This is a genomic window from Pseudomonas sp., assembly GCF_002796985.1.
Classification (GTDB): Bacteria; Pseudomonadota; Gammaproteobacteria; order Pseudomonadales; family Pseudomonadaceae; genus Pseudomonas.
Window position 1 is genome coordinate 73085 of sequence record NZ_PEKX01000011.1, and the last position, 23674, is coordinate 96758.

General features: G+C 66.4%; 19 protein-coding genes. 13 read left to right on the forward strand and 6 right to left on the reverse strand.

From position 1 onward, the window contains the following. Positions 1-9: 9 nt before the first annotated feature. Together CTR55_RS17585 and CTR55_RS17590 are read right to left on the reverse strand one after the other, a co-directional pair. Entirely contained in the window at positions 10-1260 is a 1251-nt protein-coding gene (locus tag CTR55_RS17585) for an efflux RND transporter periplasmic adaptor subunit (RefSeq protein WP_296288112.1), read from the reverse strand. 171 nt (positions 1261-1431) lie between these two features. Further along, on the reverse strand, positions 1432-2640 hold the full coding sequence (locus CTR55_RS17590) for a TolC family protein (RefSeq protein ID WP_296288149.1): 1209 nt from the start codon (positions 2638-2640) through the stop codon (positions 1432-1434). 440 nt (positions 2641-3080) lie between these two features. Here CTR55_RS17590 and CTR55_RS17595 point away from each other — a divergent pair, with 440 nt between their 5' ends. After that, complete coding sequence (locus CTR55_RS17595) at positions 3081-3755, forward strand: heavy metal response regulator transcription factor (RefSeq protein WP_296288113.1); 675 nt, start codon at positions 3081-3083, stop codon at positions 3753-3755. Continuing rightward, positions 3752-5137 carry a heavy metal sensor histidine kinase gene (locus CTR55_RS17600; RefSeq protein WP_296288114.1) on the forward strand — a complete coding sequence of 462 codons (1386 nt, stop codon included), beginning with the start codon at positions 3752-3754 and terminating at the stop codon, positions 5135-5137. Before CTR55_RS17595 ends, CTR55_RS17600 begins: the two co-directional genes overlap by 4 nt. Before the next feature lies 1 nt (position 5138). On the opposite strand, the gene CTR55_RS17605 is transcribed toward CTR55_RS17600, so the two are convergent. Continuing rightward, positions 5139-5474 carry a DUF2790 domain-containing protein gene (locus tag CTR55_RS17605; protein WP_296288115.1) on the reverse strand — a complete coding sequence of 112 codons (336 nt, stop codon included), beginning with the start codon at positions 5472-5474 and terminating at the stop codon, positions 5139-5141. 331 nt (positions 5475-5805) lie between these two features. Here CTR55_RS17605 and CTR55_RS17610 point away from each other — a divergent pair, with 331 nt between their 5' ends. Further along, the gene (locus CTR55_RS17610) at positions 5806-6474 is read left to right on the forward strand and encodes a TIGR04211 family SH3 domain-containing protein (RefSeq protein ID WP_296288116.1); all 669 of its coding nucleotides are present in this window, start codon (positions 5806-5808) and stop codon (positions 6472-6474) included. 408 nt (positions 6475-6882) lie between these two features. On the opposite strand, the gene panB is transcribed toward CTR55_RS17610, so the two are convergent. Next, positions 6883-7707, reverse strand: a complete 825-nt coding sequence (gene panB / locus CTR55_RS17615; protein ID WP_296288117.1) for a 3-methyl-2-oxobutanoate hydroxymethyltransferase — start codon at positions 7705-7707, stop codon at positions 6883-6885. Between the two features lie 86 nt (positions 7708-7793). On the opposite strand from panB, the gene CTR55_RS17620 reads away from it, so the two are divergent. The 6 genes from CTR55_RS17620 to CTR55_RS17645 all read left to right on the forward strand — a co-directional run bounded on the left by CTR55_RS17620 (position 7794) and on the right by CTR55_RS17645 (position 18354). Then, positions 7794-8594, forward strand: a complete 801-nt coding sequence (locus tag CTR55_RS17620) for a helix-turn-helix transcriptional regulator (RefSeq protein WP_296288118.1) — start codon at positions 7794-7796, stop codon at positions 8592-8594. A gap of 360 nt (positions 8595-8954) precedes the next feature. After that, the gene (gene metE / locus CTR55_RS17625; RefSeq protein ID WP_296288119.1) at positions 8955-11267 is read left to right on the forward strand and encodes a 5-methyltetrahydropteroyltriglutamate--homocysteine S-methyltransferase; all 2313 of its coding nucleotides are present in this window, start codon (positions 8955-8957) and stop codon (positions 11265-11267) included. A 258-nt stretch (positions 11268-11525) separates the two neighbouring features. Next, complete coding sequence (gene cobF / locus CTR55_RS17630) at positions 11526-12290, forward strand: precorrin-6A synthase (deacetylating) (RefSeq protein WP_296288120.1); 765 nt, start codon at positions 11526-11528, stop codon at positions 12288-12290. A gap of 238 nt (positions 12291-12528) precedes the next feature. After that, positions 12529-13095 carry a cysteine dioxygenase family protein gene (locus CTR55_RS17635; RefSeq protein WP_296288121.1) on the forward strand — a complete coding sequence of 189 codons (567 nt, stop codon included), beginning with the start codon at positions 12529-12531 and terminating at the stop codon, positions 13093-13095. A 119-nt stretch (positions 13096-13214) separates the two neighbouring features. Further along, entirely contained in the window at positions 13215-14345 is a 1131-nt protein-coding gene (locus tag CTR55_RS17640) for a two-component system response regulator (RefSeq protein ID WP_296288122.1), read from the forward strand. 43 nt (positions 14346-14388) lie between these two features. Then, entirely contained in the window at positions 14389-18354 is a 3966-nt protein-coding gene (locus CTR55_RS17645) for a response regulator (RefSeq protein WP_296288123.1), read from the forward strand. A 13-nt stretch (positions 18355-18367) separates the two neighbouring features. On the opposite strand, the gene CTR55_RS17650 is transcribed toward CTR55_RS17645, so the two are convergent. Continuing rightward, positions 18368-19144 carry an IclR family transcriptional regulator gene (locus tag CTR55_RS17650; protein ID WP_296288124.1) on the reverse strand — a complete coding sequence of 259 codons (777 nt, stop codon included), beginning with the start codon at positions 19142-19144 and terminating at the stop codon, positions 18368-18370. Between the two features lie 177 nt (positions 19145-19321). Here CTR55_RS17650 and CTR55_RS17655 point away from each other — a divergent pair, with 177 nt between their 5' ends. From CTR55_RS17655 to CTR55_RS17670, 4 genes are all read left to right on the forward strand, one after another. Then, the gene (locus CTR55_RS17655) at positions 19322-20080 is read left to right on the forward strand and encodes an ABC transporter substrate-binding protein (protein WP_296288125.1); all 759 of its coding nucleotides are present in this window, start codon (positions 19322-19324) and stop codon (positions 20078-20080) included. Between the two features lie 110 nt (positions 20081-20190). After that, positions 20191-20847: an amino acid ABC transporter permease gene (locus tag CTR55_RS17660; protein WP_296288126.1), complete on the forward strand. Its 657-nt coding sequence runs from the start codon at positions 20191-20193 to the stop codon at positions 20845-20847. Beyond that, on the forward strand, positions 20844-21587 hold the full coding sequence (locus tag CTR55_RS17665) for an amino acid ABC transporter ATP-binding protein (RefSeq protein WP_296288127.1): 744 nt from the start codon (positions 20844-20846) through the stop codon (positions 21585-21587). Before CTR55_RS17660 ends, CTR55_RS17665 begins: the two co-directional genes overlap by 4 nt. Beyond that, a complete protein-coding gene (locus CTR55_RS17670; RefSeq protein ID WP_296288128.1) occupies positions 21584-22870 on the forward strand; it encodes an FAD-binding oxidoreductase in 1287 nt (428 codons plus the stop codon). Before CTR55_RS17665 ends, CTR55_RS17670 begins: the two co-directional genes overlap by 4 nt. A gap of 29 nt (positions 22871-22899) precedes the next feature. Here the strand turns inward: CTR55_RS17670 and CTR55_RS17675 are convergent, their stop codons facing one another. Further along, positions 22900-23667, reverse strand: coding sequence for a nuclear transport factor 2 family protein (locus tag CTR55_RS17675; RefSeq protein ID WP_296288129.1), 768 nt, complete (start codon positions 23665-23667; stop codon positions 22900-22902). Positions 23668-23674: the final 7 nt, after the last annotated feature.

Genomic DNA, 23674 nt, shown 5'->3' on the forward strand with positions numbered 1-23674 from the left:
AGCGCCCCGTCAGTGAGCGTGGGACGCCGAGCTCTTGCCCAGCTCCGACTTGAGAATGAAGCTGCCTTCGGTAGCCACCTGATCACCGGCGACGAGACCGGCCAGCACTTCGACCTGACCGGCACTGCGCGCGCCAAGATCGACCGGGCGCGGGTCGAAACCCTCGGCGCTGCGCACGAACACGCTGGGCTTGCCCTCCACTTCCTGGATCGCCTGTTCCGGCACTGCGACCGCCACCTGGCGCGCGTTGCTACTCACCCGCACGTTGACGAACAGGCCGGGGCGCCACGCCCCATCAGGGTTGGCCAGGGTGACGCGGGCCACCGCGCTGCGGGTCTGCTCGCCGAGCAGGTTGCCGACATAGCTGACGCGGCCGTCGACCTGCATGCCCAGGTCCGCCGCTTCCACCCGCGCCGGCTTGCCTACCTGCACCCGTGCCAGGTCCTGAGGCGCCACGCTGAAGCTGGCCCAGACCCGCGACAGGTCGGACAGGGTGAAGGCCGCTGTGGTCTCGCTGACCACTTCGCCGGGCACCAGGTGCTTCTCCACGACTACCCCATCGAAAGGTGCACGCAGTTCATAGCGATTACCGCCGGCGCTGGCCGACACGCCGCTCAAGGCGTTGGTCTTCTGCTGCGCGTTGGCCAGGGCGATGCGCGCTTCTTCCAGGTCCTGACGTGCCTGCAGGTAGTCCTGCTCGGCGGAAATCTTTTCCTGCCACAACTCCCGCTCGCGCTCGAAGGTCTTGCTCGCCAGGCCCACCCGGCGCTGCGCGGCGGCCAGTTCGCTGCGCAATTCGGAGACCTGCTGGCTGGCGATCACGGCCAGCAACGCGCCCTTCTTCACGCTCTGCCCCAGTTCCACCGCCACCGACTCCACCACCCCCGGCGTGCGCGGCACGACGTGGGCAGTGCGGTCCTGGTCAAAGCCGATTTCGCCGGGCAGGCTGAAGGCTTCGTCCAGCGCACGCGGGCCGGCGGTCGCCAGCTGGATGCCGGCCGCCTCGATCTGTGCGGGGCTCAGGTGCAGGCCTTGCTCTTCGGCTTCAGATTCCTGCGCGGCGTGGTGTTCGCCATCGCCATGGCTGGGCGCTTCGGCGTGGCGGGTTGGCGCGGCACTGCCGTGGTGCTCGCCGTCAGCATGGGTCGCATCGTCGAGATGGGGGCCGTCAGCCTGTTCGCTGCCCATCCAGGCGTAGGCGCTGACACCGAGCGCCGAGGCCAGTAGCACGGCGAGGGCAAGAGGGGTTTTCTTGATCATGGAAGCTCCGGGAAAAGTCCGCCGACGCTGCGTCGAGGCGCAGGCCGCGCAGGGTGATGGAGGGTGCTGAAGAGGTCGTGGATGCACCAATGGACGGGCAGGCTGGCGGTCGGCGCGGCGGCGGATGGCGTCAGACTCACGAGCAGCAGGCCGAGCCAGGCGCAACGACGGTTAGCGCGCCGCGCCGACATCGCCGTAGACCCGTTCGATGCGGCCCCAGGCGTCGCTGACCTGGGCCAGCGCACTCAGGTACTGGTCGCGGGCGGTGATCAGGGTGCGCTGGGCGTCGAGCACTTCGAGGAAGCCGAACTTGCCCATCTCGAAACCGCGTGTGGCGCTCTCCACCGCGGTCTGGGCGCTGGGCAGGATGGTCTGGCGGAAGGCGTTCACCTCGCCCTGGGCGGTGCTCCACTGCTGCAGCGCCTGCTGGGTTTCCTGGCGCAAGCGCAGCTCGGTGGCATTGCGCAGGTCGCGGGCCTGATCGGCGCGGCGCGACTCGGCAAGAATGTTGCCCTGGTTACGGTCGAACAGCGGCAGCGGCAAGCTGAAGCCGATCACCGCAATGCGGTCACGGTTGCCGGCGTCGAGGGTTTCCTGGGTGCCCAGGCTGACGTCAAGGTCGGGAATACGCTGGGTCTTCGCCAGTCGCACGGCGGCCTCGCCTTCGTCGATACGGGTTTGCGCCAGGCGCATTTCCGCGCTGTCGCCCAGCCGGTCGAGTAGTTGGTTGCTGCTGGGCAACTCGGGCAGCGGGCGAGCGCTGTCGCTGCGTACGCCAGTGAAGTCCGGCAACGCCAGCCCCATCAACGTCGCCAGCGCCTGGTTGGCGTCGGCCCGCTCGCGGCGGGCGCGGCTCTGCTCCAGGCGCACCTCGGCCAGTTGCACCTGCGCGCGGTTGGCCTCCAGCGGCGGTGCCTTGCCGGCGCGCACACGCCCCTCGGCGGCAACCACCCCGCGCTGCGCCAGCTCAACCGACTGTTGCGCCAGACGCTCACGCTCCTGGGCGCGCAACGCCGTGTAAAAGGCGGCGATCACCTCACCGCGCAGTTGATTGCGCCGCGCCTGCAGGCTCAGCGCCGCGACGTCCTGACCGCGCTCGGCCAGCTCCACCCGCGCGCCACGCTTGCCGCCCAGTTCCAGCGGCTGGCTGATGCCGACGGTGGTGGTGCGGTTGCGCGACTCGGTGCCCTCCTGCTGCCAGGACAACGTCGGGTTGCGTAACAGCCCGGCCTGATCCCGCAGCCCCTGGGCGATGCCGATCTCGCGGCCACTGGCGGCCAGCTCGGGGTTACCACTGGCGGCGGCCTGCAGGGCATCCTCGATGCCGATCTCGCGGGCCTCGGCCCAGGCGGGGATCTGCCAGAACAGCCAGACGAGCAGAGCTGCCCGCGGAACGAATCCAGAACGTCTTGAAAACACGGCGAACCTCACACGGTGGAGTCAACTTCGACGGCGTGCCGTCATTTCCTCCGGGCAAGCTAAGTGCGCCTCGCTAGCGACAAGGTGACTGAATAATTACAAACATGTAATTGGCCATCGGCCGAGTTCCCGTTGTATGTATTTAAAAAGGCCCAACGGCTTATCCAGGTAACTTCAGGAAACAATTAGCGCCACTACGGTGAAATCCTCTTCCTCCTGAAACCCCTTACAGACCAGCCACCTACAGAACTTTCCCAACGCCGATCGCGGTAGAAAATGCGACATCGCCACGATTGACCCTGAAGTCGCTACAGCTTCTAGACTGCGCCCGTTTTCCCAGACGCGGCGAACTTGCCTGCGCCTGCCGCAGCACTCTTCAAGTAATTACCGGGTAACTATCCATGAAAATCCTGCTCATCGAGGACGACCACAAGACGGCCGACTATCTGCAACAGGGGCTGAGCGAAAGCGGCTATGTCGTCGACCGCGCCGACAATGGCGTCGACGGCCTGCACCTGGCCCGGCAGTGCGCCTACGACCTGATCATCCTCGATGTGAACCTGCCGCAGATGGACGGCTGGGACGTGCTCGCCAGCCTGCGCCAGCACAGCGACATCCGGGTGATGATGCTCACCGCCCGCGGCCGCCTCACCGAACGGGTGAAAGGCTTCGACCTGGGCGCCGACGACTACCTGCTCAAGCCCTTCGAGTTCCCCGAACTGCTGGCCCGCGTGCGCTCGCTGCTGCGTCGCAGCGAACGCATCGACCAGCCCCAGGTGCTGGAGATCGGCGGCCTGGAGCTGGACCCAGGCCGCCACCGCGCCTACCGCGACAGCCAGCGCATCGACCTGACCAGCAAGGAGTTCGCCCTGTTGCATCTGTTGATGAGCCGCAGCGGTGAAGTGCTCTCGCGCACGCAGATCATCTCGCTGGTCTGGGACATGAACTTCGACTGCGACACCAACGTGGTGGAAGTCACCATCCGCCGCCTGCGCGCCAAGATCGACGATCCCTTCGCCGAGAAGCTGATCCACACCCTGCGCGGAGTCGGCTACGTGCTGGAATCCCGCGCATGAAGCCGGCCAGCCTGTCGCTGCGCATCGGCTTGTGGGTCGGCGCGCTCGGTTCGGTCCTGACGCTGTTGCTGGTCACCCTGGCCTACCTCGCTCTCGACCACCAACTGGACCAACGCGCCCACCGCGAGCTGGAAGACAAGCTCGGGCAGCTGCGTCATGCGCTGGATGCCGACCCCGGCCTCGCCGCCCTGCCCCTGCGCGGCCATGCCCTGCAGGACCAGTTGATGGGCCATGACAACCTCAGCGCCGTACTCCTCGAAGAGCAGCGCGGCCGGCCGGCGCAATTCAGCAGCGCACCGAATCCTGATCTGCCGATACTCGATGAATTCGCCGGCAGTGGCCGCGCCTTCGCCTGGACCTCGCCGGACGGCCGGCGCCTGCTCACCGAACGCAGCCTGATCCGCCTGCGCGACGGCAACACCCTGCGGGTATTCCTGACCCTGGATCGGCGTGACGACGACGCCCTGCTCGGCGCCTTCCTGCGTTCGGCCTGGCTGGCGCTGCCGCCGCTGCTGCTGTTGATCGCCCTCGGCGCGCGACTGGTGGCCAAGCGCGGTCTGCAGCCTTTGCGGCAGTTTGGCCAGGTGGCCTCGCTGGTCACCACGCAAGACCTCAGCCACCGCATTCCGGTGCAGGACCTGCCACGGGAACTGGGCAAGGCCGCGCGGGCGTTGAACCTGATGCTGCACCGGCTGGACGGTGGCGTGCAGCAGCTCACGCAGTTCTCCGACGACATTGCCCACGAGTTGCGCTCGCCCATCGGCAACCTGCTGGGCAAGGCGCAGGTGACGCTGTCGCGGCCAAGGGACAAGGAAGAATACGAAGCCGTGCTCGCTGCAAGCATCGAGGAGCTGGAACGGGTCGGGCGGATCGTCAGTGACATGCTGTTCCTCGCCCAGGTCAGCCACCCGCGCGCACTGCTGCCGCAGGAGCCGGTACAGCTGGAAGAAGAAGCGGCAAAAGTCGCCGAGCTGTTCGATTTCAGCGCCGAGGAGAAGTCGCTGCGCATCGTCATCGAGGGTCGGGGCCAGGTGGTGGGCGACCGCCTGATGATCCAGCGGGCCATTTCCAACCTGCTGTCCAACGCCATCCGCCACACGCCCGAGGGCGAGTGCATCAACGTGCAGGTGCGCGACGACGGTGAGGCAGTGACGCTACAGGTGCAGAACCCGGGTACGGGCATTGCCGCCGAGCATCTGGAACACCTGTTCGAGCGCTTCTACCGGGTGGACAAGGGCCGCTCGCGGGCCCAGGGCGGCACGGGCCTGGGGCTGGCCATCGTGCGTTCGATCATGGAGTTGCACCTGGGAACGGCCAGCGCACAAAGCTCGGAGGAAGGGCCGACGCGCTTCCTCCTGAAGTTTCCCTGTTCGCCCGACTGAATCAGCGGGTGGCGCGACAGGCCACGCGCTCGGTGCGGTACTCGATGGCCTGCTCGTCGCCAAAGGAATCCTTGTAGCGCATCTGCACCGGCACCACGCCGCAGTCCTTGCTCAGGGGCGTGACTGCCACCACTTCGGCGATGTCCAGGTTCATCCCATAGGTGTACTGCTTCGCCTCGGCGATCTGCGTCGGCGAGGGTGCGCTCTGGCGGGCCTGCATGGCTTGCTGGCGGGCCTGCTCCATGCGGGCGAAGGTGATGTCGCCGCCGCCATCGGCCAGCGCCAGGGAAGAAGTGCCCAGCAGGGCCGTCAGCAGGAAGATGCGGGAGAGTTTCATGGCAGTCACCTCGTGGGTGTGTGGGGAATGACTCCACTGTATGAGGCCGCCGCTAACGGGAAGCTGAGGCAAGGATGACGATTCGGTTATCCGCACTGATGGCCATCGTGGAACTTTCCCGCCACTCATCCGCGCATTTTCCTACCGGTGAACTCTCGGCGTCCGACGACTGTCTGTGTGCTGTCGGCCCTCCGGGTAGGAATTCTGGCCATTAGCCACCCGGACAGCCCTGAACCGGCCAGTTCTGAACCCTTCGTTCCAGATAAATCGCCCGGCCGGCGTTTTCGCTCCCGCAAGGCGGGTTTCGTTTCAAGTCATGTGAAGATTGCCCATGCCCCTATCGCGTCGCTTCCCCGCACGAGTTACTTCCCTCCAGACCCGCGCCCTCGGTGCCTGCCTGCTTGGAGGCCTGCTGGCAGCCGGCGCCCCGGCCCAGGCCGAGGAACCGGCGAGCAACGCGCGCTGGGTGAACGACAGCCTGAGCACCTACGTGCGCAGCGGCCCCACCGATGGCTACCGCATCGTCGGCACCCTCACCTCCGGGCAGAAGGTCCAGCTGGTCAGCACCTCGGGCGACTACAGCCAGGTGCGCAGCGACAGCGGCAACAGCGTGTGGATCGCCAGCAAGGACCTGCAGGAAAAGCCTGGCCAGGCCGAGCGTCTGCCCGCGCTAGAGCAGCAGGTCACCGAGCTGACGACCCAACTGCAGACCATCGACGATTCCTGGAAGAACCGCGTGCAGGGCATGCAGGAAACCCTGGATGCCCGCAAGAAGCTCATCGATGAGTTGCAGGCCGCGCGCAGTGCGCTGGACAGCGAGCTGAACGAGGCGCGCTCGAAACTGCGCGACACCCAGGCGCAACTGGGCGACGAGAACAAGCAGGTGCTGATGCGCTACATGGCCTACGGCGGCAGCATCGCCGGCGTCGGCCTGCTGGCCGGGCTGATCCTGCCGACCATGCTGCGCGTGCGCCGCAAGCGCAGTACCGAGTGGGTCTGACGCTTCAGTCGATGTGCAATTCGTACTGCCGATAACCCAGAGCGTCGCTGCCCGCCCCAACCAGGCGCTTCCAGCAGACCTGTAGGAGCGAGCTTGCTCGCGAACCCGCCCAACGCCGACCTTGCCGGGGGATCGCGCCCATGGGGCTCCCCTACAGGTCAGCTACGTCGTTTCCACCTTTGTAGGAACGGGCCATGCCCGCGATCCGCGGACACCGTCCGCGCCAGCCGCTGGCACCGAAGCATCTGGAATGCCATCGCGGACGAAGTCCGCACCTACGCGCATGGACGGGTTGGGCGCAAGGGCTGTCGCAGGCATGGCCAGCTCCTACAGGGGAGCTCCGGCGTCAGTCTGTAGGATGGGCGGGGACGCCTAGTCCATGCCGGCGTCAAATCCAGTGCACTGAACTCACTCCTTCGCCATCCCGAAACAATGCCGCGCCTGCGGGAACTGGCGCTCGCGCACCTCGCTGGCGAAGCGTTCGGCCGCCGCGCCGATCAGCTCGTCCACCCGCACGTACTGTTCGGCGAACCGTGGAATCTGTTCGCCGGACAAGCCCAGCATGTCCTCCGTCACCAGCACCTGCCCGGCGCAGGCGGGTGAAGCGCCGATGCCGATCACCGGGATATCCAGCCGATCACACACTTGCCGCGCCAGCGGCTCCAGCACGCCTTCGAGCACCACGCTGAAGGCCCCAGCCGCCGCCACGGCATCAGCGTCGCGCAACACGCGCGCTGCACCGGCCTCCTCCTTGCCCTGCACCTTGAAGCCGCCGAGGGCATTGAGCTTCTGCGGCATCAGGCCGATATGCGCCATCACCGGAATGCCGCGCTCGACCAGAAAGGCGATGGTCTCGGCCATCTCCGCGCCCCCTTCCAGCTTCACCGCCTGCGCGCCGCTTTCGGCGAGCACCCGCGCGGCGGCGAGGAACGCCTGCTGCGGCGAGGCCTGGTAGCTGGCGAAGGGCATGTCCACCACCACGCAGGCCCGTTGCGAGCCACGGACCACCGCGGCGCCGTGGGCGATCATGGTGTCCAGGCTGACAGCCAGGGTATGCGGCATGCCGTAGAGCACCATGCCCAGCGAATCCCCCACCAGCAGCACATCGACGTGCGGGTCCAACAGGCGCGCCATGGGCGCCGAGTAGGCGGTCAGCACGACCAGGCTGCCGGGTTCGCGGCGTTGACGGATGTCCAGGACGGACAGGCGTTGTTGCGGACGATGAACGCTCATGAGGTTCTCCCACTTCGGACTGGATTTGACCGAGGAAGACGCTACCATCGGCGCCAACTGACCCACTTCCGCAAGAGAGACAAGCTATGCCGCCTACGGGACAGGATGCTCTGGCGCTTCCCGGCTTCACCGCCCTGCCCCGGCCGGTCTGGCTGCGCGCCTTCGACATGCCCGCCGGGCATGCGGTGGAACCCCACTCCCACCCCTGGGGCCAACTGATGTATGCCGCCAGCGGCGTGCTCGAAGCGACGACCGAGCAGTACGCCTGCGTGATCCCGCCACGCCGGGCGATGTGGCTGCCGGCGGGCGTCCGCCACAGCGCGCGGGCCCGCACGCTGGTGGTGCACCGCAGTTTCTACCTGGCGCCGGAACTGGCTGCCGGCCTGGGTCCCTGCCGCGTGCTGGAAATCTCACCGCTGCTGGACAACCTCATCCAGCGCGCCAGCGAGTTCCCCCGCGATTACCCGGACGAGGGGCCGGAAGCACGGCTCCTGCAGGTGCTGGTGGACGAGCTGCACAATGCAGCGGACTCCGGCCTCGCCCTGCCATTGCCGCGCGACGCCCGGCTGCGACGTGTCACCGACCACCTGCAAGAGCACCCCGGCGAGCGTCTGGGCATCGAAGACTGGGCTCAACGCGTGGGTGCCTCGCGGCGCACCCTGGCGCGGCTGTTCCGCGACGAGACCGGGCTGTCCTTCCGCGAGTGGCGCGAGCGCGTGCGCCTGCTGGCGGCGCTGCCGAGGCTGGAGCGGGGTGAGTCGGTGACGTTGATTGCCGGCGAGTTGGGCTATGAATCCACTTCGGCGTTCATCGAGCTGTTCCAGCGCCAGCTTCATACCTCGCCCGGCGCGTTGGCGCGGCAGATGCGGGCGGGTAATCCAGCGTGACGGGGAGGATTTCGCGGACAAGGTCCGCGTGTATGGTGTCAGGGTAGGAACCTGTCGGGGGTGGAACGTAGGGCGGATAACCCGGAACGGGTTATCCGCCGATGGCCTCGCGGGGGATAACGCTGCCGCGTTATGCGCCCTACGCTTTGCGATATATCGCGGATGCAGTCCGCTGGCACCCCGTCCTACAAAGAGTGACTCGGCAGGTTCGAGGTGGTTACTTGCGCGGACGTCGTTCGATCCTGCATCAAGCCAGAACAACATGAACATTTCTTATGTTCATCACAAAAACATTGAGTTTGTTTCATGAAAGCCGTGCCGCGAGAATTTCTCCATCGTTGATTCACTGGAGAATTTCACATGGCGCTGGCACACAACCTCGGCTTCCCCCGCATCGGCCGCGACCGCGAGCTGAAGAAGGCCCAGGAGGCCTTCTGGAAAGGCGAGCTGGACGAAGCCGGCCTGCGCGCGGTTGGCCGCGAACTGCGCGCCGCGCACTGGCAGGTGCAGAAAAACGCCGGCATCGAGCTGCTACCGGTGGGCGACTTCGCCTGGTACGACCAGGTGTTGACCCACTCGCTGACCTTCGGCGTGATCCCCGAGCGTTTCCGTGGCCACGGCGAGGCCAAGCCGACCCTGCAGACGCTGTTCGCCATGGCGCGAGGCGCTGTTGGAAATGAGAGCTGCGCAGGCTGCTGCGGCGCCCATGCGCAAGAGATGACCAAGTGGTTCGACACCAACTACCACTATCTCGTGCCCGAATTCACCGCTGACCAGCAGTTCGAACTGAGCTGGGAGCAATGGTTCGAGGAAGTGGAAGAAGCCCATGCCCTCGGCCACCGCGTCAAACCCGTGGTGATCGGCCCGCTGACCTATCTCTGGCTGGGCAAGGCCAAAGGGGGCGATTTCGACAAGCTGGACCTGGTCGAACGCCTGCTGCCGCTCTACGGCCAGATCTTCCGCCGCCTCGCCGCGCAAGGCGTGGAGTGGGTACAGATCGACGAGCCGATCCTCGCCCTCGACCTGCCGCAAGACTGGAAGAACGCCTTCGAGCGCACCTACAACCTGTTGCAGAGCGAACCGCTGAAGAAGCTGGTGGCCACCTATTTCGGCGGCCTGGACGACAACCTCGGCCTCGCCGCCGGCCTGCCCGTGGATGGCCTGCATCTTGATCTGGTGCGCGCACCCGAGCAGTTCCCGACCATCCTCGACCGCCTGCCGGCCTACAAGATTCTCTCCCTCGGGGTAGTCAACGGCCGCAACGTCTGGCGTTGCGGCCTGGAGAAGGCCCTCGACGTGCTGCGTTATGCCCACGACCGTGTGGGGGAGCGTCTGTGGGTCGCGCCGTCCTGCTCGCTGCTGCACAGCCCGGTAGACCTGGAGCGAGAAGACCAACTGGATGCCGAGCTGAAGAGCTGGCTGGCCTTCGCCGTGCAGAAGTGCGCCGAAGTCGCCCTGCTCGCCCGCGCCATCAATCAGCCCGAAGCCCCGGAAGTCCTCGCTGCACTGGAGCGCAGCCGCGCCGTGCAAGCCAGCCGCGCCGCGTCGCCGCGCATCCACAAGGCGGAGGTAAAGGCGCGCCTGGCCGCCGTGAAAGCCGCCCATAGCCAGCGCCGCTCGCCCTTCGCCGAGCGCATCGTCAAGCAGCGCGCCGGCCTGAACCTGCCGGATTTCCCCACCACCACCATCGGCTCCTTCCCGCAGACCTCGGCCATCCGCCTCGCACGCCAGGCCTACAAGCAGGGCAAGCTCAGCGCCGGCGACTACACCGAAGCCATGCACAGCGAGATTCGCCACGCCGTGCAGATCCAGGAACAGCTGGGGCTGGACGTGCTGGTGCACGGCGAGGCCGAGCGCAACGACATGGTCGAGTACTTCGCCGAGCAGCTCGACGGCTACCTCTTCACCCGCTTCGGCTGGGTGCAGAGTTATGGCTCGCGCTGCGTCAAGCCGGCAGTCATCTTCGGTGACCTGAGCCGCCCGAAAGCCATGACCGTGGAGTGGATCCAGTACGCCCAGGGCCTCACCGACAAGGTCATGAAGGGCATGCTGACCGGCCCGGTGACCATGCTGATGTGGTCCTTCCCGCGCGAGGACGTGCCCCGCGAGGTACAGGCCCGCCAGTTGGCCCTGGCGATTCGCGACGAAGTGGTCGACCTGGAAGCCGCCGGCATCAGGATCGTGCAGATCGACGAGGCGGCCTTCCGCGAGGGCCTGCCGCTGCGCCGCAGTGACTGGGGGCGCTACCTGGACTGGGCCACCGAGGCGTTCCGTCTGTGCGCCTGCGGCGTGCGGGACGAAACCCAGATCCACACCCACATGTGCTACAGCGAGTTCAACGACGTGATCGAATCCATCGCCGCCATGGACGCCGACGTCATCACCATCGAGACCTCGCGCTCGGACATGGAGCTGCTGGAAGCTTTCGAGCAGTTCGAGTACCCCAACGAGATCGGCCCAGGCGTCTACGACATCCACTCGCCACGGGTGCCGGGCAAGGACGAGATGGTCAAGCTGCTGCGCAAGGCGGCCCAACGCATTCCCGCCGAACGCCTGTGGGTCAACCCGGATTGCGGCCTGAAGACCCGCGCCTGGCCGGAAACGGAAGCGGCGCTGGTGAACATGGTCGCCGCCGCCCGCGAGCTGCGTAGGGACGTGGCGCTGCTGGGTTGACGCGTTACGCCCCTTTGTTCAGGTCGCCGCCCTACGCTGCGGCCCTGTATCGCTGTTTGTAGGATGGCGTGGAGCGCAGCGATACCCATCGAATTCGTCGCACAGACAGCATGGGTATCGCTGCGCTCCACGCCATCCTACGAAATCCTTGTAGGCCCCAAGCGGTATCCGCCCCAAGCTGCTGCGGCCATCCGGCGCGTGAGCCGGAGCGGCAACGGGAGTATGGTTGAGCGCCTCGATCCAGCAGCAGGACCAGACATGAAGCAACTGCTCATCATCGGCATCGGCGCGGGCGACCCCGAGTACCTCACCGTGCAGGCGATCAACGCGATGAACCGTGCCGACGTGTTCTTCCTTATGGACAAGGGCGCGAGCAAGGACAAACTGATCCAGCTGCGCCGCGACATCCTGCAGCGCTACGTCAGCCGGAGCGACTACCGCATCGTCGAAGCCGACAGCCCCGAGCGCCTGCGCGAAGGCGGTTATGCCGGGCAGGTGCGTGACCTCAATCTCGCCAAGCAGCGGGTGTTCGAGCGGTTGATCGAGGACGAAGTGAAGGACGGCCAGTGCGGCGCCTTCCTCGTCTGGGGCGACCCGTCGCTGTACGACAGCACCCTGCGCATCCTCGACGCGATCCTGCGCGAAGGCCGCGTGGCCTTCGATTACCAGGTGATCCCCGGCATCACCAGCGTGCAGGCCCTCGCTGCGCGCCACCGGGTGCCGCTGAACGCCATCGGCCAGTCGGTGCAGATCACCACCGGCCGGCGCCTGGCCGAAGGCTTCCCGCAGAACGCCGAGAGCGTGGTGGTGATGCTCGATGCCGAAGACACCTACCGCCAGCTGGACGACCCGGAACTGGAAATCTACTGGGGCGCCTACGTCGGCACGCCGGAGGAAATCCTGCTGGGCGGGCGGCTCGCCGAGGTCGGCGAAACCATCCAGCGCACGCGCCAGGAAGCCCGCGAGGCCAACGGCTGGATCATGGATACCTACCTGCTGCGGCGCGCGCCGAAGGACGACTGAGCCCCCACGCAGGGCGCACGACACCCACAGCGCCATCCGCCGAAGTGGCGGATAACCCGTACCGGGTTATGCGCCCTACGGTTTTGAGTAGGGCGCATAACGCGCCAGCGTTATCCGCCGCGAGACAACTGGCGGATAACCCATGCCGGGTCAAGCGCCCTGCGGCTCTGAGCAGGCTTGGCAAAAGCGGCTAGAGTGATTTCGTTGTGTCGCCAACGCCCGCGGGAGCACCTCGCTCATGCCCAACGCCACCCTCGCCCGCTTCATCGACCACGCCACCCAGCTCAGCCGGCAGGAATCCGAACCCTGCCAGTGCGTGGCCTCGCTGGCGCCCTTCATGATGGAGCTGCTGCCCCACGCCGGCGACTTCCTCGAAGCTCACCACTACCAGAGCGACCCGAGCCACTACGCCCGCAACCTGATCTACCAGGCGCCGGACGACAACCTGTCGCTCTACGCCCTGGTCTGGTCGCCGGGCCAATGGACGCCGGTGCACGACCACGGCAGCTGGGGCGTGGTGGGCATAGTCGAGGGCGTGCTGGAGGAGCGCAGCTATGTCTGCCTGTCCGCCGACCGCAGTCGCGACGAAGGCATCGAGCTGGTCAAGGGCGGCATGATCCTGCTGCCGCCCGGCGCGGTCACCAGCTTCGTGCCCAACCCCGACCACATTCACGTCACCGGCGTTCCCGCCGACCGCCCGCGCGCGGTGAGCCTGCACCTCTATGGGCGGATGATGAACAACTACCACATCTATGACGTCGAGGCCGGCACGCGGTGCTTCGTCGAGGTGGAACACAACGGTTGAACGTACCACCGCAAGGGCATCTCGCCAGGCGCGAGACGCCTGGCCGGCGCTGTCTATACTGATTCGGGCGCACAGCAAGGAAGTACCGTGGCGCGCCCCCCTTCGGCGGAGAAAGGTCAATGAATGCACCTGGTCCCGTTGTCCGTCCGACGATTCTGATCGTCGACGATGCCCCCGAGAACCTGACGCTCCTCTCGGAATTGCTCAAGCTGCTGTACCGCGTGAAAGCCGCGCGCAGTGGCGAGAAAGCCCTGCAGATCGTCCTGTCCGACGAGCCGCCGGACCTTATCCTGCTGGATGTGATGATGCCTGGCATGGACGGCTTCGAGGTCTGCCGGCGCCTGCGCGACGATGCCCGCACGCGCCATATCCCAGTGATCTTCATCACCGCCCAGGACACCGCCGACGAGGAAATACGCGGCCTGGAACTGGGCGCCGTGGACTACCTGACCAAGCCGATCAACCCGCCCACCGTGCTGATGCGCGTGGACAACCAGCTGCGCATCAAGGCTGCCGCCGACTTCCTGCGTGACCAGAACGAATTCCTCGAACGGGAAGTGCAGCGGCGCACCCGCGAACTGACGGCGATCCAGGACGTCACCATCCTCGCCATGGCCTCCCTGGCCGAAACCCGCGACAACGAGACCGGCAACCACATCCGTCGTACCCAGCACTACGTCAGCGCCCTGGCCGAACACCTGCAGCAGCACCCGCGCTTCGCCGCCGAGCTGGATATGGAAACCCGCCAACTACTGTTCAAGTCGGCACCGCTGCACGATATCGGCAAGGTCGGTATCCCCGACCATATTCTGCTCAAGCCCGGCCGCCTCACCCCCGAGGAGTTTGAGCTGATGAAGCGACACACCACCCTGGGTGTCGATGCCTTGCAGAAAGCCGAGGAGCGCCTGGGCATGGACGTTCCCTTCCTCCGGCTGGCCAAGCAGATCGCCGCCGGCCACCACGAGAAGTGGGACGGCTCGGGCTATCCCAAGGGCCTTGCCGGTGAGGCAATTCCCCTGTCGGCACGGCTGATGGCGCTGGCCGATGTCTACGATGCGCTGATCAGCAAGCGGGTCTACAAATCGCCCATGTCGCACTCCAGCGCAGTGGAGTACATCCAGAGCCAGCGCGGGCGGCATTTCGACCCGGATGTCACCGATGCCTTCCTGGCCCTGAAGGACGAGTTCCACAGCATCGCCGAGCGCTTCAACGACAGTGATGGCGACCCGGCGGGCTACATCCGCTCCTGAGGCGCCGCCCCGTATCACACGCGTTCCGCCAGGAGGCGAACCGATGGCGACCCCGCTCGGCTTACTTCAGCGCCTCAAGCTGCGCACCCGGCTGGTGCTCGGCTTCGGCGGCATCCTGCTGCTGGCCCTGTTCGTCGGGCTGTACAGCCTGAACGTGCAACGCCAGCAGATCGAGCAGATCAACGTGATCTACGAAAAGGAAATGCTCGGTCTCTCGCACATCGAAGCAGCTCGCGTCGCGCTGGCAAGCATGGGGCGGAGCATTCGCCAGTTCGTGCTGGCCTCCGACGAGAGCAGCAGGACCCAGGCAGTCCGGCAACTCCACGAGGTCAAGGCCACCCTGCGCGAGGAGATCGAGCAGGCGCGTCCGCTCATCTACCGCACGCCCGCCCTGCAAGGGCTGGTGCGATTCGAGGCCTCCTACGAGGAATACCAGGACCAGATACAGCGTGTCCTGACGCTCAACGACCAACCCATCCGACCGGGGCAATCCACCGACCTGGGGGCCATCGCGCTGCTGTCGTCCACCGCCTTGCAGCGCCCCGGCGAGGTGGCCAACCAGGCACTGGCGGAGGTGGCGCAGATCAAGCGCGAGGGCGCCGACCTCGAGGTCCAGCACGCCACCGAACGCTTCCACCACAGCGTGCAACTGACCATCTGGATGCTGGCCCTGGGCGTGGGCGGCGGCGTGCTGTTCTGCACCCTGATCAGCCTGTCGATCCGCCGGCCCGCCGACCAGTTGCGCCACACCGTCGACGCCCTCAGCAAGGGCGAGCTGGACGTGGAGATTCCCTTCCAGGACTACCCCAACGAGATCGGCGACATGGCGCGGGCGATCACGGCACTGCAATCCGAGGCGCGGCAGATGGCCAACCAGCGCTGGGTGAAAACCCAGTTGGCGATGCTCAGCAGCCAAATGCAGTCGGTCGCCGGCTCCAGCGAACTGGGCGACCGCACCCTGGCTACGCTGGCCCCGCCCATGGCCCTGCGCCGTGCGTCCCTGCACATCCATGAAGAAGACAGCGGTGAGCTGGTGCTGCTGGGCAGCTACGCCGCACCGCCGGATCTGCTCCAGCGAATGCCGCAAGGCCAGGGCCTGATCGGGCAGTGCGCGAAACAGCGGGCACCGATCCACCTGCGCCAGCCCGAACACGCCCTGGAAGGCGAATACGCACCGCCGCGGTTCCTCGACGTGCTGCCGCTGATCCATGGCGAGCGACTGGTCGGCGTGCTGGCCCTGGAGGCCTTGCAGGAGCTGGGCCCGAGCCGGCGCACGCTGCTCGAGGAGTTCCTCCCACTGCTGGCGATGAACCTGGAAATCCTCGAACGCACCACCCGCACCGAGCAGTTGCTGGCGGAAACACTCACCCAGGCCGAACAGATGGAGCAACAGGCCGCCGCCCTGCAGGAGAGTGAAAAGCACCTGCAATACATCCTCGATTGCAGCCCGGTCAGCGTGGCGATCTCGACCCAGGACCAGTTGCACCTGGTGAACCCCGCCTTCGGCGAAACCTTCGGCCTGAAAGCCGGCGACCAGGCGACCGGGCTCTATGTCGACACAACGGAACGCGAGGCGATCTGGGAGGAGATGCTGGCCGGTGAGCAGATGCTCGAACGGGAAGTGCGTCTGTACGACCGCCAGGGCGGCGAGCGCGACATCCTGGCGACCTACCTGCCCATCCGCCACCAAGGCGAGTTCGCCATGCTGGCCTGGCTGTACGACATCACCGAACGCAAGTTGGTCGAGCTGGAAACCCGCCGCGCCCGCGACCTGGCCGAGGAGGCGACGCGAGCCAAGAGCGAGTTCCTCGCCAACATGAGCCATGAAATCCGTACGCCGATGAACGTGATCATCGGCATGAGCAGCCTCGCCCTGAAAAGCGGGCTCAACGCGCGGCAGCACAACTACGTACAGAAGGTCCATCGCTCCGCCGAAGGCCTGCTCGGCATCATCAACGACATCCTCGATTTTTCGAAGATCGAGGCCGGGATGATGAGCGTGGAGCACGTCGAGTTCCGCCTGGAGGACGTGCTCGAACAGTTCTCCGGCCTGGTCGGTTTCAAGGCGGAAGAAAAGTCGCTGGAGCTGCTGTTCCAGCTCAGCCAGGAATTGCCCACCTCGCTGGTCGGCGACCCGCTGCGCCTGGGGCAGATCCTGCTCAACCTGGGCAACAACGCGGTGAAGTTCACCGAGCACGGGGAAATCGTCCTCGGCATCGAACCGGTGGCGATCAGCGCCCACGAGGCGCAGCTGCATTTCTGGCTGCGCGACACTGGCATCGGCATGACCGCCGAGCAGTGCGGGCGCATGTTCCAGTCGTTCATCCAGGCCGACTCCTCCACCTCGCGCCGCTACGGTGGCACCGGGCTGGGGCTGTCGATCTCCAAGAGCCTGGTGGAGCTCATGGATGGGCGCATCTGGGTCGACAGCGAACCGAGCAAGGGCTCGGTGTTCCATTTCCACGCACACTTCGGCATCCCCGCGACCGCCGCGCCACGGCGCATGCGCCGTGCGGAGGAGCTACTCGGCGTGCGCGCCCTGGTGGTGGACGACAATGCCTCGGCGCGGGAAATCCTCTCCGGCCTGGCCCTGAGCTACGGGCTGGAGGTGGACGTCGCACGCAATGGCAACGAAGCACTGGAGTGGATCAGTGATGCCGAGCGGCGGCAGTTGCCCTACCAACTGGTGCTGGTCGACTGGCAGATGCCGGGCATGGACGGCATCGAAGTGGTCTCGCGGTTGCACGCCGGCCACTGCGAGGATGTCCCCGCGGTGATCATGGTCACCGCCTTCGGTCGTGAAGAAGCGCTGGATGCCGCACAGGAACGTGGCGTTGAACTGGGCACGGTGCTGACCAAGCCGGTGACGCCCTCCACCCTGCTGGAGTCGATCAACATCGCCCTGGGCAAGGAAAGTCTCGCCGAACCGCGCAGCCGCGAGCGCCAGAGCGCTACCGACGAGGCCCTGGCCAGCGTCGCCGGTAGCCGGGTGCTGCTGGTGGAAGACAACGAACTGAACCAGGAGCTGGCGATGGAGCTGCTGGGCGATGCCGGCATCGAGATCGTGCTGGCGGGCAACGGCCAGCTGGCGCTGGACCGGCTGGCCATCGACCAGCGCTTCGACTGCGTGCTGATGGACTGCCAGATGCCCGTGCTCGACGGCTATGCGGCCACCCAGGCACTGCGCCTGCGCCCGGAACTGGCGGCGCTGCCGATCATCGCCATGACCGCCAACAACATGGCCGGCGACCGCGAACTGGCGCTGGCCGCCGGGATGAACGACCACATCGCCAAGCCCATCGACCCGGAAGCGATGTTCCTCACCTTGTCGCGCTGGATCAAACCTCGGCACGAGGTGTCAGCCGCCAGGGCTCCCGCCCCGGTCGAGCAGCAAACCCTCCCGCAGAACCTGCCGGGCATCGACACCCACGCAGGAATGGCCACCTGTGCCGGCAAGACGGCGCTCTACGAACGGCTGCTGCTGCGCTTCCAGACGAGCTACCAGGACTTCATCACCCCGTTCCGCGAGCTGGACCCTGCCAGCGATCCTGACATCCGTCGCCGGGCGGCCCACTCCCTGCGCGGCGCGGCGGCCAATATCGGTGCCCTGGCGCTGGCGAAGTCGGCCACGGCGCTGGAGGACGCCTGCCAGGCGCAGGCCCCGGAAGAACTGATTTCGCGCCTGCTGTTCGACCTGCAGGCGCAACTGGACATCGTCCAGGCAGGCTTGGCGAACCGGCTCATCCAGCCAGTGGAGCCGCCCGCCGTGGCGAGCGTGACGCAAGACCAGGCCAGCGCCCTCCTCCAGCAACTGCGGAGCTTGCTGGAGAACAGTGACACCAGCGCAGGCGACCTCATCGGCCGGCTGGCCGGCTTCTACCACGACCCGTCGCGGGCCGAGCTGCTCCGGCAAATCGCCGAGGCCATCGAGAGCTTCGACTACGAACAGGCGCTGGCTCAGTTGCAGCAACTGATCGACGGCGCGCCGGAGCAGTTGCCGCAGGCCTGAGCCGCTCTGGCGATCACAGCGTCCTGATCGAGGTGCTGATGGCCCGTGCGCACTCGATAGCCGCCGGCGCCAAACGGCGTTCTGCCTCTTCGCGGGTCCAGCGGCTGGTGGGCGCCACCACATGCACGGAAGCCACCGGGCGGCCCTGGCTGTTGCGTACCGGCGCGGCCACGGCCATGTCCCCCAGGAACAGCTCTTCGCTGTTGATCGCATACCCCTTGCGGCGGATCTCGGCGATCTCGGCGAGGATTTCCTCCAGCGAAGTGCGGGTGTACTGGGTGTGGCTGGACAGGTCGCTGTCCCGCAGCAGCTCCAGCACTTCGTCATCGCTCAGCGCACTGAGGAAGGCACGCCCCGAGGCGGTGCAGTACATGGGGATGCGGCTGCCGATGGGCAGGTGGATGGGGATGAACTTCGGCCCCACGAAGCGCGCCACGTAGAGCATGTCGGTGCGCACCGGCTCGGTGAGGTTGGTGGTCTCGCCGGTGGTCTGCGCCAGCTCGGCGAGAAAGGGGTTGGCGACGTCCACCAGGGTATCCGCGGCGAGGTAGTTGTAGCCGATCTCCATCACCTGCGGCGTCAGCTGGAAGCGCTTGGTCTGCGGGTGCTTGCTGACGTACCCCAGCGCTTCGAGCGTGTGGATCATCCGCTGCGCCGAACTCTTGGTGATGTCGGCAGCCTCCGCCACCTCCGCCAGGTTCATGGTGCGGTTGCGCGCGTTGAAAGCGCGCAACACGGCCAGGCCCTTTTCCAGCGACTGGTTGAACAGGCTGTTTTCGTTGTCGCTCATGTCTCGTCCTTGGGGAGGATCCGGTTTTTATTATGTCGTGAATATCGATATGCGATATTTATAAATCTCTTTACGATTTTTGTAAATCATTTATATTGCGACCAACGCCTCCTGCCGATACTCGAGGCTATCCATAACGCATAAAGACAACAAACCGCGTCAAATGGGAGTTCACCAATGCATCCTCGCCTCCGCGTGTTTTCCTGCGCCCTCGCGCTCGTCGCCAGCTGCGCCGCATCCCTGGTCGCCCAGGCCGAACCTCTGAAAGTCGGCGCCACCGCCACCGGCGTGCCGTTCACCTTCCTCGACGTCAAGACCAACAGCATCCAGGGCATGATGGTCGACTCCGCCCAGGCCGTGGCCAAGGCCGGCGGCTTCGACGTGGAAATCGCCCAGACCACCTTCGCCGCGCTGATCCCCTCGCTCACCGCGAAGAAGATCGACCTGATCTCCGCCGCCATGCTGCGCACCCCCGAGCGGGAGAAAGTGGTGCAGTACTCCGACCCGGTATTCGAGTACGGCGAAGGCCTGGTGGTGCGCGCCGACGACGACAAGGCCTACACCAGCATGGATGACTTCAAGGGCGAAGTGGTCGGCGCCCAGGTCGGCACCATCTTCATCGACAAGCTCAACCAGCGCGGCATCTTCAAGGAAGTGCGCGGCTACGACTCCCTCGCCGACCTCACCCGCGACCTGGCGCTGGGCCGCATCAAGGCCGGCTTCGGCGACCACCCGATCCTCGCCTACCAGATGGCCAAGGGCAGCCTGAAAAAGGTCCGCCTGGTGGACAGCTACCAGCCGCAGATCAAGGGCGAGGTCTGCCTGATCCTGCGCCAGGGCGACCCGCAGCTGCTCGCCCAGGTCAACAAGGGCATCGCCAGCATCAAGGCCGACGGCACCCTCGCCGGCATCATCGGCAAGTGGCACCTGGACTGACGTCCACTTTTCTCCGCGCCGCCCCCAAGACTTACCCGCACCTTTCGCCGGAGCCCCGCGCCCGGTGAAGGGTGACGGCCGCCTCCTGATTTCCGCTCACGGACACCCCTATGTTTCTCCAGAATGCTCTGGACTTCCTGCCCATTCTTTTGAGTGGCGCGGTGGTCACCGTGCAGGTCACGATTGCCTCCTTCGTGCTCAGCTCGCTCATCGGCCTGGCCTTCGCCCTGATGATGGTGTCGAAGGTCCGCGCCGTCGCGCTGTTCGCCATTTCGGTGGTCAACGTCATCCGCGGCCTGCCGATCATCGTGCAGCTGTTCTACATCTACTTCGTGCTGCCGGACTTCGGCGTGCAGCTCAGCGCCATGCAGGCCGGGATCATCGGCCTGGGCATCGCCTACTCGGCGTACCAGGCGGAAAACTTCCGCGCCGGCATCCAGGCCATCCAGCAGGGGCAGATCGAAGCCGCCGAATCCCTCGGCATGCGCGGCCCGATGATCATGCGCCGGGTGGTGCTGCCGCAGGCCTTCCGCATCGCCCTGCCGCCCTACGGCAACACCCTGGTGATGATGCTCAAGGACTCCTCGCTGGTGTCCACCATCACCGTCGCCGAGATGACCCGCGCCGGCCAGCTGATCGCCTCCTCGACCTTCGAGAACATGACCGTCTACACCCTGGTGGCCCTGCTCTACCTGGCCCTGAGCCTGCCGCTGTCGTTTGCCCTGCGCCGTCTCGAAGCGCGCATCGCCACGAGGAAGAAAGCATGATCCGCATCCAGTCGCTGCACAAAAGCTACGGCAGCACCCGCGTCCTCGAAGGCATCGACCTGTCCGTGGAGAGCGGCCAGGTGGTGTGCCTGATCGGCCCGTCCGGCTCGGGCAAATCCACCCTGCTGCGCTGCATCAACGGCCTGGAAACCTACGAAGGCGGCGACATCCGGGTCGGTCAGGAACGCGTCGACCGCCACGCCCACTCCATCCATGAAATCCGCACCCAGGTGGCGATGGTGTTCCAGCGTTTCAACCTGTTCCCCCACCGCACCGCGCTGCAGAACGTCATGGAGGGCCCGATCTACGTCAAGAAGGAGCGCCCGGACGAAGCCCGCGAGCACGCCCGCGCCCTGTTGGAAAAGGTCGGCCTGAGCCATCGCATGGACGCCTACCCGGACGAACTCTCCGGCGGCCAGCAACAGCGCGTCGCCATCGCCCGCGCCCTGGCCATGCGCCCCAAGGCGATCCTCTTCGACGAACCGACCTCGGCACTGGACCCGGAACTGGTGGGCGAAGTACTCGCAGTGATGCGCAAGCTCGCCGACGAAGGTATGACCATGGTGGTAGTGACCCACGAGATGGGCTTCGCCCGCGAAGTGGCGGACAAGGTCTGCTTCCTCTATGGCGGCCGGATCGTCGAGGAAGGCGCGGCCAAGGATGTGCTCGGTGCGCCGAGCCAGCCGCGCACCCAGGAATTTCTCCGGCGCCTGCTCAACACCGACGGGGGCCTGGCATGAACGCCCAGCCCCTGGCACTGCCGCCCTCGCTCTGGGCGGCCACCGCGAACGCCGGCCCGGCCACACCGGCGCTGGCGGAAGACAAGCAGGTCGACGTCGCCATCGTCGGCGCCGGCTACACCGGGCTGGTCACCGCCCTGCACCTGGCCCGCAACGGCGTGCGCGTCTGCGTACTGGATACCGGCGAGCCGGGCTGGGGCGCTTCAGGGCGCAACGGCGGGCAGGTGATCCCCGGCCTCAAGCATGACCCCGACGACCTGCGGCGCATGCTCGGCGGCGACAAGGCCGAACGCCTGATCGACGTCGCTGGCGGCGCTGCCGATGAAGTCTTCGAGCTGATCCGCCGCTACGCCATCGACTGCGAAGCCACCCGCCAGGGATGGATCCAGCCCGCCGCCTCGCCGGCCGCCCTACGCGCGATCGAGAAGCGCGCCGAGCAATGGCGCCTGCGCGGCGTGCCGGTGGAGATGCTCGACAAGAGCAGCGTCGCCCGACGCATCGGCAGCAACGACTACCTCGGCGCCTGGGTTGACCCGCGCGCCGGTAGCGTCCAGCCGCTGAGCTACGTGCGTGGCCTGGCCCGCGCCGCGCTGGCCGAAGGCGCTGCCATCCACGGCCACAACCGCGTGACCGACCTGCGCCGCCACGGCAGCGGCTGGCAGCTGACCACGGATACGCAGCACAAGGTGACCGCCGAACGGGTGATCCTCGCCACCAACGGCTACACCGACGACCTCTGGCCGAAGCTGCGGCAGACGGTGATCGCCGCCAACAGCTTCATCGTCGCCACCAAACCCTTGCCGGAGAACCTGCGGCGCAGCGTGCTGCCCAATGGCGAAGTCTGCTCGGATGCGCGCCGGCTGCTGCTGTACTTCAAGCAGGACGCCCGTGGCCGACTGTTGCTGGGCGGTCGCGGCCCGTTTGCCGAACCGCGCTCGCCCGGCGACTGGCTGCACCTGAAGCGCTCGCTGCTGGGGTTGTTCCCGCAACTGGCCGAAGTCGAGTTTGAGTACCAATGGAGCGGTCGCGTGGCGCTGACCCCGGACTTCATGCCAAGGCTGCACGAACCGGCGCCGAACCTGAGCATCCTGCTCGGCTACAACGGGCGTGGCATCGCCATGGCTTCGACCCTGGGCCGGCACCTGGCGGAGCGCCTGCTGGACCGTGAGAAGGACTTCCCCTTCCCCGTCACCCCGGTGCGGCCGATCCCGTTCCACGGTTTGCAGCGCCTCTATCTGGGCGTCGGCATCGCCTGGTACCGGCTGCTCGACGCCGTACTCTGAGGGTCCCCGGCCTGGCGTCTTCGTCAGGCCTAGCTCCCCTCCTGCATCACCGCCAGGTAAGCGCGCGGCGGCTGCCCGGTGTGCTCGCGGAAGCAACGGTAGAACACCGACAGCGAGTTGAAGCCGACGGCGAACGCCAGTTCGTCGATGCGCGCGGCCGGTTCCTCGCGCAGGCGTTCCAGCAGATGACCGATGCGCGCCTGGTTCAGGTAGCGGTAAAAGCTTTGCCCCAGCACCTGGTTGAGCAGGTAGGAAATCTGGTTGCGCGTATAGCCGGTGGCCCGCGCCAGGCGCTCCAGGTCCATCTCCGGGTCGAGATAGGGATGGGCGCTGCCGAAGTAGGATTCGATATCCAGCAGCATCGTCCCCACCTGGGCCGAGTTCAGGCCCAGCCGGCGCGGGTCCTTGACGCCCTCCTCACGCTGCTCGCGCACTGGCGTGGCGTATTCGTGGACACGCCAGATCAGCCCGTCGCGCACGGTGATCGCCTCGCTGGCGCGGAACGAGGCCAGCCGGCTGCTGCGGCGCAACGTCAGGCGCGAACGGTACTGGATGAACGCGGTGTCGCCATCGGCGCGAATCTGGTCGATGTGCTCGATATGGTGCTGCGGGCTGCGCGGCATGGCCGTGCGGATATAGCCGGGCAGCTCGCTGGCGGGGATTTCCAGGTCGTTGTAGAAGTCGCAGTAGTGCACCTGCGGATGGAACATCGCCAGCACGCCTTCGACGTCACGGTTCATCCAGCACTGGTGGTAGCGCGTGACCACCGCACGGGTGCGCTCGGTTTCCTCACTCATTCCTGTC